The sequence below is a fragment of the Streptomyces sp. NPDC026672 genome (genome assembly GCF_040638185.1).
In the GTDB taxonomy this organism is placed as follows: Bacteria; Actinomycetota; Actinomycetes; order Streptomycetales; family Streptomycetaceae; genus Streptomyces.
In genome coordinates, this window is record NZ_JBEZXS010000002.1 from 232,016 (window position 1) to 243,386 (window position 11,371).

The window sequence follows — 11,371 nt, forward strand, 5'->3', positions numbered from 1 at the left end:
TTACCTGAGGTAGGCGAGGCCGGGGTGGACCGCGGTGTAGCCGTCGACGAGCCGGTGGGCGACGTTCACCGAGTCGACGAGCGGGTGCAGCGCGAACGCCTTGGCCGCGGTCGCACGCGATCCGCTCTCGGCGGCGGAGAGCACCTCGCGTTCGACGGCCTTGACGGCGCAGACCAGCGCGGTGGCGTGGCCGGGCAGCGGGGCCGCGGTGAGCGGATGGGCGCCGTTGGCGTCGACCAGGCAGGGCACCTCGACGACCGCGTCGCCGTCGAGGGCGGCGAGGGTGGCGCGGTTGCGGACGTTGAGGATGAGGGTGGCGCGCTCGTCGCGGGCGATGGCCCGCATCAGGGCGAGGGCGACCTTCTCGTAGCCTCCGGAGAGGTCTTCGGCCTCGCGTTCGCCGGCGCCCGCGGTCTCGCGGTTCTCGGCCATGTAGGTGGCCTCGCGTTCGGCGCGGGTGCGGTCCCAGGCGAGCAGTGCGGAGGTGTCCGGGTCCTTGGTCCGCGCGTAGAAGCGGGCCTGCTGGTCGCGCAGGAAGGCGCCGCGGGTCTGCTCGGCCCGCTGGTAGGCGTCGACGGTCTCGCGGCCGAAGTAGTAGTAGTGCAGGTACTCGTTGGGGATCGCGCCGAGCGAACGCAGCCAGTCGGTACCGAAGAGCCGGCCCTCCTCGAAGGAGCCGAGCAGTGCGGGGTCGGCGAGCAGCCGCGGGAGTTCGTCGCGTCCCGCGACGCGCAGGCCGCGCACCCAGCCGAGGTGGTTGAGGCCGACGTAGTCGACGAAGGCGTCGGCGGGGTCGACGCCGAGGGTGCGGGCGATGCGGCGGCCGAGGCCGACCGGCGAGTCGCAGATGCCGATGACGCGGTCGCCGAGGTGGCGGGACATGGCCTCGGTGACCAGGCCCGCCGGGTTGGTGAAGTTGATGACCCAGGCGTCGGGGGCGAGGCGGGCCACGCGGCGGGCGATGTCGACGGCGACGGGGACGGTGCGCAGGCCGTAGGCGATGCCGCCTGCTCCGACGGTCTCCTGGCCGAGGACGCCCTCGGCGAGCGCGACCCGTTCGTCCTCGGCGCGGCCCTCCAGGCCGCCGACGCGGATCGCGGAGAAGACGAAGTCCGCGCCGCGCAGCGCCTCGTCGAGGTCGGTGGTGGCGCTCACCTCGGGCGCGTCGGGCACGCCCGCGGCCTGTTCGGCGAGCACCCGGGTCACCGAGGCCAGCCGGTCGGCGTCCAGGTCGTGCAGCACGACCCGGGTGACCCGGCCCTCCCCGCGGTCCGCGAGGAGCGCCCCGTACACGAGGGGCACCCGGAATCCGCCGCCGCCCAGAATCGTCAGTCTCACATCCGCACCTTTCCCGCCACGACCACCTCGACGCCGGCCTCCTCCAGGGAGGAGCGCGTCGCCGCGTCCACCGACGCGTCGGTCACCACCACGTCCAACTCCTCGGGGCCGCACACCCTGGCCATCCCGGTCCCGGGGAACTTCGCCGAGTCGGCCAGCAGGACGACCCGGTCGCTCGCCTTGATCATCGCGCGTTTGACGGGCACCTCGACCACCGTGGTGTCCATCACCTGTCCGCCGGGCCGCACTCCGCTGGTGCCGAGGAAGAGCCAGTCGGCGTGCAGCTGGCGCAGGTTGTCCTCGGTGAGGAAGCCGACCAGGGAGCGGTACTCGCGCCGGACCATGCCGCCGAGCAGCACCAGTTCGATGCCCTCGTCGTCGGCCAGCTCCTCGTAGACGACGAGGTTGCTGGTGATCACGGTGAGCCGGCGGCCGTGCAGCCGGCGGGCGAGGCGGTAGGCGGTGGTGCCGATGTCGAGCAGCACGGACTGGCCGTCGCGCACCATGGCCGCGGCGCGTTCGGCTATGACGTCCTTCTCCAGCACGCGGACCTCGGCGACCTCGGCGAAGGGCTGGTCGCCCTCCTCGACGACGGCCCCGCCGTGGACGCGGGTGAGCAGCCCGTCCTCCTCCAGCTTGAGCAGGTCGCGCCTGATGGTGGCGGGGCTCACCCCCAGTTGCTCGGAGAGATCGGTCACGGCCGCGGGGCCACCGGAGCGCAGGGCCCGCAGGATGAGTTGATGTCGTCGTTCTGCCAGCACGGCACGAACACTACTCGTCATCTTCAATCATTTCCATGCTCAGTTCTGCTCGGGTATTGACCAAAGGCGACGAGCGGCGCACGATTCCGTGCACTGAAATGGAACGGTTCTGACGAGAGGACGCCGCCGTGGACGACGACCGGCCCGATGTGCTCCTGACCGGGCTGCTCTTCTACGACCTCGTCCTCACCGGACTGGGCAAGCCGCCGACGCCAGGCGAGGAGATCTGGACCACCGGCATGGGCTGCGGACCCGGCGGCATCGCCAACCTGGCCGTGGCCGCCGCCCGCTTCGGCCTCGCCACCTCCCTGGCCACGGTCCTCGGCGACGACTTCTACGGCGTCCACAACCGGGAGGTGCTGACCCGCGAGGGCGTGGACCTGTCCCGCTCCCGCACGGCCCCCGGCTGGCCGACCCCGGTCACCGTCTCCCTCGCCGACGGCCACGACCGCGCCCTGGTCACCCACGGCCAGGAACCCCCGTACTCCCAGGACGCCCTGATGGCCGACGCGCCCGCCGCGCGCACCGCCCTCGTGCACCTGGAGGCCGAGCCGCGCGCCTGGCTCCCCGAGGCCGCCGCCCGCTCCACCCTGATCTACGCCGACGTCGGCTGGGACCCCACCCGGCGCTGGTCCCCCGACCTGCTCGACCAGCTCGCCCTGTGCCACGCCTTCCTGCCGAACGAGACCGAGGCGATGGCCTACACCCGCACCGGCACCGCGGAGGCCGCGCTGCGCGCGCTCGCCGAGCTGGTGCCGGTCGCCGTGGTGACCCGCGGCGGCGCCGGCGCGCTCGCCGTGGACCAGACGACCGGCGAGTACGCCGAGGTCCCGGCCCTCGACGTCGACGTCCTGGACGCCACCGGTGCCGGGGACGTCTTCGGCGCGAGCTTCGTCGCCGCCTCGCTCGGCGGCTGGCCCCTGGCCGAGCGGCTGCGGTTCGCGGTGCTCGCCGCTGGCCTCTCGGTCGGCCACCACGGCGGCGCCCTCGCGGCGCCCGGCTGGTACGGCGTCGACCGCTGGTGGCGCGGGCTGCGGGACCCGGACCTGGCCGGGGCGTACGGCTTCCTCGCCGACCGGCTGCCCGCCGACCCCGGCCCGCCCCCGCCGCACGCCCCGGTGACCCCGCCGGCCCCGCGGCCCTGACCCCCCTCCCCCCACATACAGCACATGCGAAGTCCCGAAAAGATCCGAAAGGCGGTGGGAGCTGTGCGGCTCTCACGAAGAGGTCTGCTGCGCGCGGGCCTGGCCGGCACGGCCGCCACGGCGCTCGGCGGCCTGGCGGCCGGCTGTGCCGTACCGACCGGCTCGACCGGCCGGAACATGGTCCTGTGGTACTGGGACGGCGGACTCGGCGACACGGTCGTCAAGGAGGCCAGGTCCCGCTTCGCGGACTCGGTCGACCTGCGGGCCGTCAAGATCGGCGGCTACTACCGCTCCAAGCTGATCACCACGCTCACCGGCCGCGCCCGGGTCCCCGACATCGCGGGCCTCAAGGGCGAGGACATGGCGTCCTACCTGCCCAACGCCGACCAGTTCGTCGACCTGCGCACGCTCGGCGCGGACCGGCTCAGGAGCAGCTACCTGTCCTGGAAGTGGGACGCGGGCGTCGCCGACGACGGCTCGGTGGTCGGCATCCCCATCGACTGCGGACCGGTCGCCCACTTCTACCAGGAGGACGTGTTCCGCAAGGCGGGCCTGCCCCACGAACCCGGCGACGTCTCCCGTGAACTGGCCACCTGGGACGCCTTCTTCTCGGCGGGCGAGCAGTTGAAGAAGCGGCTGCCGGGCACCTGTCTGCTGACCGACGTCACCAGCGTCTTCATGATGTCCGTCAACCAGGGCACCCGCCGCTACGTCGACAAGGACCGCCACTTCATCGGCGACCAGGAGCACGTGCGCACCGCCTGGGACCGGGCCGTGGAGGCCAAGCGGCGCGGCATCGTCTCCGACCTGGTCAGCGGCACGCCCGACCAGCTCTCGGCCGTCGAGGACGGCAAGCTGCCGAGCCAGCTCAACGCGTCCTGGGTCACCAGCGACATCAAGACCGGCCTGCCGAGGACGAAGGGCCGCTGGCGGGTGGCGCAGTGTCCCGGCGGGCCCTCCAACATCGGCGGCTCCTACCTCTCCGTCACCAAGGAGTGCCGGGAGCCGGAGAAGGCGTTCGAGATCATCACCTGGGTGCTGAACGCCGCCAACCAGACCCAGGGCTTCCTCGACGCGGGCCTGTTCCCGTCCACCCCGGCCTCGTACGGGATGGCGAAGCTGCGCGAGCCCGACCCGTTCTTCGGCGGCCAGATCACCATGGACGTCTTCGGACCGGCCGCGCAGAAGATCCCGGTCGCCTACAACAGCCCCTACGACGTGGCGCTCTCCCAGCCCGTCCTGGACGAGATCAAGAACGTCGGTGTCCTGGGCAAGGACCCCGAGCGGGCCTGGAAGGACGCCATGAGCTCATGCCGGCGCATCGCCGAACACCTGGGGGTGAGTCTCTGATGGCCACCGCACTGGAGAAGCCGCCGCTGACCGCGGACGCGTCGGGCGCCGCCCGGCCGCGCTCCGCACTGCGCCGCCACTGGCACCTGTACGCCGCGATATCCCCCTTCTACCTCCTGTTCCTGGCCTTCGGGCTGATCCCGGTCGGCTTCTCGCTCTACGTCTCGTTCCACCGCTGGGACGGGCTCGGGCCGATGGAGTGGGCGGGACTGACGCAGTACCAGTACCTGCTCACCGACTCCGACTTCTGGAGCTCGATCGGGACCACCCTCGTCATCTGGGCGCTGGCCACCTTCCCCATGATCTTCCTGGCGATGGTCACGGCCGTGATGCTCAACTCGGCGGTCCGCTTCAAGAACGTCTACCGCTTCGCGTACTTCCTGCCGAACGTCACCTCGGTCGTCGCCGTCGCGATCGTCTTCGGATCGGTGTTCTCCACCAACTTCGGCCTCGTCAACGCCCTGTTGCAGGCGGTGGGCCTGGACCAGGTGGCGTGGCTGAACACCCCGTGGGGCATCAAGGTGGCCATCGCCACGCTGATGACCTGGCAGTGGACCGGCTACAACGCGATCATCTTCCTCGCCGGACTCCAGACCGTGCCGGGCGAACTGTACGAGGCGGCGCGCATCGACGGCGCCGGACCCGTGCAGACGTTCTTCCGGGTGACGCTGCCGCTGATGCGGCCGGTGCTGCTGTTCGTGCTGGTCGTCTCCACGGTCACCGGACTCCAGAGCTTCTCCGAACCCCAGGTGCTGCTCCAGACCGCCACCAACGAGTCCACGTTCTCCGGCGGTCCGGGGCACGCGGGCCGGACGATGGTCCTCTACTTCTTCCAGCAGACCTTCGACAACAACGACTTCGGCTACGGCGCGGCCGTGGCGTGGGGCATCTTCCTCGTCGTCGTCCTCTTCTCGATCATCAACTGGCGGCTGGTGCAGCGCCGGGGCGAAGAATAGGAGGCCGCCACCATGGCCACCCTCAAGGGCACCCGGTCCCGGGGCATCGCGCTGCACGCCGTCCTCGTGCTCGGACTGCTGCTGTCGGTCTTCCCGTTCTACTGGGCCGTCGTCATGTCGACCCACACCTCCAGCGAGATCTTCTCCTACCCGCCGCGGCTGCTGCCCGGCTCGCACTTCCTGGAGAACGTCCGCAACCTCTTCGACAACGTCGACTTCTTCGGCTCGATGGCCAACTCGCTGCTCGTGGCGGGCTCGGTGACCGTGCTGGTGCTGTTCTTCGACTCGCTGGCCGCGTTCGTGTTCGCCAAGTTCCGCTTCCCCGGGCGCGGGGCGCTGTTCGCGCTGCTCATGGTCATCTTCATGGTGCCCGCGCAGCTCTCGGCGATCCCCCAGTTCGTGATCATGGCGAAGATCGGCTGGATCGGCTCGATGACGGCGCTGATCGTGCCGGCGGCGGCCAACGCGTTCGGCATCTTCTGGATGCGCCAGTACATGCGCGGCGCGATCCCCGACGAACTCCTCGACGCCTCCCGCATCGACGGGGCGAACTTCCTGCGCCAGTACTGGCACGTCGCCCTCCCGGTGGTCCGGCCGGGCCTCGCGTTCCTCGGCATCTTCACCTTCATGGGCCAGTGGAACGACTACGCCTGGCCGCTGATCGCCCTCACCAACCCGGACAACGTCACCCTCCAGGTGGCGCTGTCCCAGCTCAACGGCACCCACGGCACCACCGACTACGGCATGGTGATGACCGGTGCGCTGCTCGCCCTGGTCCCGCTGCTGATCGTGTTCGCGGTGGGCGCCCGGCAGATCATCGGCGACCTCGCCAAGGGAGCGCTGAAGTGAGCGACCCGCTGCTCGCGCTCCGCCCCTGGGAGGCACCCGAGATCACCTCCTGGGGGCGGCTGCCGATGCACGCCGTCGACCGCAGGCCGGGCGCGGTGACCCTGGACGGCGACTGGCGCTTCCAGCTGCTGCCCGCGCCGGACGCGCCGCTCGCCGGCACGTGGTCGACGGCGCGCGTACCGGGCGCCTGGACGCTCCAGGACACGGACGACCTGCCGTGGTACACGAACTCGCGGATGCCGTTCGGCGCGTTCCCGCCGTACACGCCCGAGGCCAACCCGACCGGGGTGTACGAGCGCGAGGTGGACGTGCCCGCCGCCTGGGCCGGACGCCGGATCGTGCTCCAGGTCGGGGCCGCCGAGAGCGTGCTGCTGGTGCACGTCGACGGGCGCCCGGCCGGCGTCTCCAAGGACTCGCACCTCGCGGCCGAGTTCGACCTGACGGACCTCGTCGTCCCCGGCGCGCGGTCGGTGCTGCGGCTGACGGTGGTCAAGTGGTCGGACGCCACGCACCTGGAGGACCAGGACCAGTGGTGGCACGGCGGCATCACCCGCTCGGTGCTGCTGCACACGACGGACCCGCTGCACCTGGCCGACGTACGGGTGCGGGCGCGGCGGGACGGGAAGCTGCGTGTCGACTGCCGGGTGCGGGACCGGGGCGGGGCGCTGCCCGCGGGCTGGTACGTCACCGGGGACCTCGACGGGCAGCCGCTCGCCCAGGACGCGGAGTTCGACCGGCTCAACACCGAGGACGACCGGGTCTCCGACTTCCTCGGCGAGGCCCGGATGCACACCACCGTGCCCGAGGTGCGCACCTGGAACGCGGAGACGCCCGAGCTGTACGGGCTGACCGTCCGGCTGCACCGCGCCGACGGAACGGTCGCCGACACCTCGAACCACCGCGTCGGCTTCCGGGACGTCGAGATCGTCGGCCGGGACCTGCTCGTCAACGGCGAGCGGGTGTTCGTCAGGGGCGTCAACCGGCACGACTTCCACCCGCTGACCGGGCGCACGGTGTCGTACGACGACATGCGCGCGGACCTGGTGCTGCTGAAGCGGTTCGGCTTCAACGCGATCCGCACCGCCCACTACCCGAACGACCCGGCGCTGTACGACCTCGCCGACGAACTCGGCTTCTACGTCGTGGACGAGGCGGACGTCGAGGCCCACGACCACGCCCACGAGATCGCCGACGACCCGCGCTACCTGGGCGCGTTCGTGGACCGCGTCTCGCGCATGGTGCTGCGGGACGCCAACCACCCCTCGGTCATCGTCTGGTCGCTGGGCAACGAGTCCGACTACGGCGCGGGCCACGACGCCGCGGCCGGCTGGGTGCGCCGGCACGATCCGACCCGGCCCCTCCAGTACGAGGGCGCGGCCCGGCGCGGCTGGGCGGACCCGGACCACACCTCCGACATCGCCTGCCCGATGTACGCGCCGATCGAGGAGTGCGTGGCGCACGCGCTGTCCGGCGAGCAGACCAGACCGCTGATCCAGTGCGAGTACTCGCACGCCATGGGCAACAGCAACGGCACGCTCGCCGACCACTGGGCCGCCATCGAGTCCACGCCGGGCCTTCAGGGCGGCTTCATCTGGGAGTTCTGGGACCACGGCATCCTCCAGCGGGTGAGCGACGGAAGACCGGCCGGGCGCGCGGGCGCCGGCCTGTACGCGAACGGTGTCGCCGGGCCCGGTCACCGCTGGGCGTACGGCGGCGACTTCGGCGAGCCGTTCCACGACGGCCCGTACGTCGCGGACGGGCTCGTGTTCCCCGACCGCACCCCGAAGCCGGCCCTGTACGAGCACCGGGAGATCGCGGCCCCGCTGCGCATCGAGTGCTACCGGCACGAGGGGATCGTCCTCGGCAACCACCAGCACTTCCGCGGTCTGGAGTGGCTGGCGGGGCGCTGGGAGCTGGTGCTGGCCGACGGCCGCACCCTGAGCGCGCCGGCCGAGCTGCCCGAGCTGCGGCCGGGGCAGACGGCGGCGGTCCCGCTGCCCTTCGTGATCCCCCGCGACGGCGGCGAGGCGTGGCTGACGCTGCGGGTGACGACGGCCGGGGACCAGCCGTGGGCGCCGCGCGGCACGGAGGTGTGCGCCCCGCAGGTACGGCTGCGCATCGCGCCGCCCGCCGCGCCGCCGGTGCCCGCCGGGCCGCCCGTCGAGGTCGACGCCGAGGGGCTGCTCGTCCATCCGCTGCTGGCCGCCGCGCCCACCCTGTCCCTGTGGCGGGCGCCCACCGACAACGACGAACTGGGCGGCACGGCGCCGCGCTGGCGGGCGTGGGGGCTCGACGCCCTGGTGCGCAAGGCCGTCGACGTACGGCGGGACGGCGACCGGGTGACCGTGGTCGCCGAGTACGCCGGGACGGCCGGCGTCGTACGGCACCGGCAGGAGTTCACCCCGGTCGAGGGCGGTGTCCACGTCGCCGAACGGGCCGAGCTGCCCGCGGAGTTCGACGACGTGGCCCGAGTCGGCACGGTGTTCGAGACGGTGCCCGGCTTCGACCGGCTGGAGTGGTTCGGGCAGGGCCCCTGGGAGTCGTACCCGGACCGCAGCTCCGGCGCCCCGGTCGGCCACCACACGCTGCCCGTCGATGCGTTGTTCACCCCGTACCTGCGCCCGCAGGAGAGCGGCGGCCGGCACGGCGTGCGGCGCTTCACCCTGTCGGCGCCGGACGCGGGCGGGCTCGCCGTGGACCTCGACGAGCCGCGCCAGGTGTCCGTGACCCGCTACCGCGCCACGGACCTGACGGCGGCCGCGCACCACGACGAACTCGTGCCGCGCGCGGGCTGCGTGGTGCACCTCGACGCCGCGCACCGCGGCCTCGGCACGGCGTCCTGCGGACCCGACACCACCGCCGACCACCTCGTGCGGGCCGGCGTCCACCGCTGGAGCTGGACCCTGCGCATGCGCTGAGCCCCCGCCACCGTCGGCTCCGGGGGCTGGCGGTGCGCGGGGCGGCGTGCTGGAATCCGACGGGGAACAGGCCCGCAGGAGACCGACACGAGGGAGGCCGTCATCTCCCGCCAGCGCTCCGCGCCCGACCGGCTGCTGTCGGTGCTCGCCGCGTTCGACCACGGGCATCCGGCGCTGTCCCTGACGGACATCAGCCGCCGGGCCGGACTCACGCTGAGCACCGCGCACCGGCTGGTGGGCGCGCTCACCGCGTGGGGCGCGCTGGAGCGGGACGCGGACGGCCGCTACCACGTGGGGCTGCGGCTGTGGGAGCTGGCCGCGCTCGCGCCCCGGGGGCTCGCCCTGCGGCAGGTCGCGCTGCCGTACCTGGAGGACCTGTACGAGGCCACGCACGAGAACGTGCAGCTGGCGGTGCGCGACGGCGCCGAGGTGGTCTACATCGAGTGGCTGTCGGGCCGTTCGGCGGTGGGGGTGCGCATCCGGGTCGGGGGCCGCTGGCCGCTGCACGCGACGGGGGTCGGGCTGGTGCTCCTCGCCTACGGGGAACCGCGGCTCCAGGAGGAGTACTGCGCGGGCCCGCTCTCCGCGTTCACGCCGTACACCATCACGGATCCGGTACGGCTGCGCCGGGAGCTGGCCGAGGTGCGGCGCACGGGCGCGGCGGTCAGCGACCGTCAGGTGACGGACGACGCCGTGTCGGTGGCGGCCCCGGTGCGCGGCCGGGCGGGCACGGTCCTCGCCGCGGTCTCGGTCGTCGTGCCCGAGGACGCGGCCCGGGTCCCGGTGCTGGTCCCGGCGGTCCGGCTGGCCGCCCGGGGCATCTCCCGCGCGCTGGGCTGGCGGCCGACTCCGACCGCCCCGTGACCGGTGCCGGATGGCGGCGGGGGGGGGGACGGCCGGACAGGGGGGAGATGTGCACGGCCGTCCCCGGGGTGGCGGCCCGTCTGCCGCTTCAGAGAGCGGGCCGCCGACTACTCCAGCGCACGGCACCTCCGGAACGTCACAGGTCCCATGGATCCCCCGGGTCCTTCACGCACCGTCCGCGGTCACCGCAGTTCCGCCCGGAAGGCGACCGGCGTCTGGCCGGTGTGCAGCTGGAAGAACTTGGAGAAGTTCGCCGCGTCCGGGAAGCCGACGGCCGCGCCCACCCGTCCGATCGGCAGCTCCGTGTGGGCGAGCAGCCGCTTGGCCTCCAGGACCACGCGCCGGTCGATGAACCCCTTGGGCGTCTGGCCGGTGGCGGCCCGGACCGCGCGCACGAGGGTGCGCCGGGAGTAACCGAGGGCGTCGGCGTAGGCGCTGACGCTGTGGTTGCCGGCGAAGCCCTTCTCGACCGCGTCCCGGAAGAGCGTGAACGTGGTGTCGGCCTGCCGCCTCGCCGCCTCCGCGGAGCTGGCGGCGAGATGGGCGAGGCGCAGCAGGAACGCGGTCAGGGAGTGGCGCAGCACCGCCGTGTGGAGGCTGAGAGGGAGGGTCGTGGTGTCCTCGTACTCCCGCTGGAGCTGGCCGAGCCCGGCGCGCAGGGCGGCGAGCTGCTCGGGGTCGGGGTGCAGCAGCGGCGGCAGGTCGTAGCGGTAGAGCCCGGTGGCCTCGACCGTGGCGCGGGGCAGGAAGCCGGGCTGCATGGTGAGCACGATCCCGCGGTACTCGCTCGTACGGGAGAACCGGTGCACCTGTCCGGGACGGATCCACAGCAGGTCGCCCGCGCCCGCCTCGTACTCGGCGAAATCGATCATGTGGCGGACGGGGCCGCGGTCGAACAGCATGACCACGTGGAAGTCGATGCGGTGGACCCGGTGCAGCGGCGCGTCCGCGTGCCAGACGCGGTCGGGTGTCATCGGTCCGACCTGGAGGCCGACACCGCAGACGCTCAGATCGACCGGAAAGGGGAAGGTTCTGATTCCGTCGCCGTCACCACCGGCATCGCCTTGCACTGTTCTGCCCGCCATGTCCCTGTTGTTCTTCCTCGATCGCGCCGTCGGTGTCCCACTTTCACCACAGGCTGACACATCCCGACCTTCCTTCAAAAAAGTCAGACTTTTAGCTTTGAACGC

9 protein-coding genes are annotated in these 11,371 nt (G+C 72.5%); 6 read left to right on the forward strand and 3 right to left on the reverse strand.

Annotated features, from left to right (window positions below):
- Both AB0F77_RS02720 and AB0F77_RS02725 read right to left on the reverse strand, forming a co-directional pair.
- A complete protein-coding gene (locus AB0F77_RS02720) occupies window positions 1–1,338 on the reverse strand; it encodes a 6-phospho-beta-glucosidase (protein WP_361940225.1) in 1,338 nt (445 codons plus the stop codon).
- Window positions 1,335–2,099, reverse strand: coding sequence for a DeoR/GlpR family DNA-binding transcription regulator (locus tag AB0F77_RS02725; protein WP_361940585.1), 765 nt, complete (start codon window positions 2,097–2,099; stop codon window positions 1,335–1,337). Before AB0F77_RS02725 ends, AB0F77_RS02720 begins: the two co-directional genes overlap by 4 nt.
- 128 nt (window positions 2,100–2,227) lie before the next feature.
- Between AB0F77_RS02725 and AB0F77_RS02730 the strand changes: the two genes are divergently transcribed.
- The 6 genes from AB0F77_RS02730 to AB0F77_RS02755 all read left to right on the forward strand — a co-directional run bounded on the left by AB0F77_RS02730 (window position 2,228) and on the right by AB0F77_RS02755 (window position 10,181).
- The gene (locus tag AB0F77_RS02730; protein WP_361940228.1) at window positions 2,228–3,244 is read left to right on the forward strand and encodes a carbohydrate kinase family protein; all 1,017 of its coding nucleotides are present in this window, start codon (window positions 2,228–2,230) and stop codon (window positions 3,242–3,244) included.
- A 63-nt stretch (window positions 3,245–3,307) separates the two neighbouring features.
- Window positions 3,308–4,594: an extracellular solute-binding protein gene (locus tag AB0F77_RS02735; protein ID WP_361940588.1), complete on the forward strand. Its 1,287-nt coding sequence runs from the start codon at window positions 3,308–3,310 to the stop codon at window positions 4,592–4,594.
- Window positions 4,594–5,550, forward strand: coding sequence for a sugar ABC transporter permease (locus AB0F77_RS02740; protein ID WP_361940231.1), 957 nt, complete (start codon window positions 4,594–4,596; stop codon window positions 5,548–5,550). Before AB0F77_RS02735 ends, AB0F77_RS02740 begins: the two co-directional genes overlap by 1 nt.
- Before the next feature lie 12 nt (window positions 5,551–5,562).
- The gene (locus AB0F77_RS02745; RefSeq protein ID WP_361940234.1) at window positions 5,563–6,399 is read left to right on the forward strand and encodes a carbohydrate ABC transporter permease; all 837 of its coding nucleotides are present in this window, start codon (window positions 5,563–5,565) and stop codon (window positions 6,397–6,399) included.
- Window positions 6,396–9,317, forward strand: a complete 2,922-nt coding sequence (locus AB0F77_RS02750) for a glycoside hydrolase family 2 TIM barrel-domain containing protein (RefSeq protein ID WP_361940237.1) — start codon at window positions 6,396–6,398, stop codon at window positions 9,315–9,317. Before AB0F77_RS02745 ends, AB0F77_RS02750 begins: the two co-directional genes overlap by 4 nt.
- A 102-nt stretch (window positions 9,318–9,419) precedes the next feature.
- Complete coding sequence (locus AB0F77_RS02755; protein WP_361940591.1) at window positions 9,420–10,181, forward strand: IclR family transcriptional regulator; 762 nt, start codon at window positions 9,420–9,422, stop codon at window positions 10,179–10,181.
- 182 nt (window positions 10,182–10,363) lie between these two features.
- Here AB0F77_RS02755 and AB0F77_RS02760 read toward each other — a convergent pair whose 3' ends face one another.
- Window positions 10,364–11,266 carry an AraC family transcriptional regulator gene (locus AB0F77_RS02760; protein WP_361940240.1) on the reverse strand — a complete coding sequence of 301 codons (903 nt, stop codon included), beginning with the start codon at window positions 11,264–11,266 and terminating at the stop codon, window positions 10,364–10,366.
- Between the last annotated feature and the right edge of the window lie 105 nt (window positions 11,267–11,371).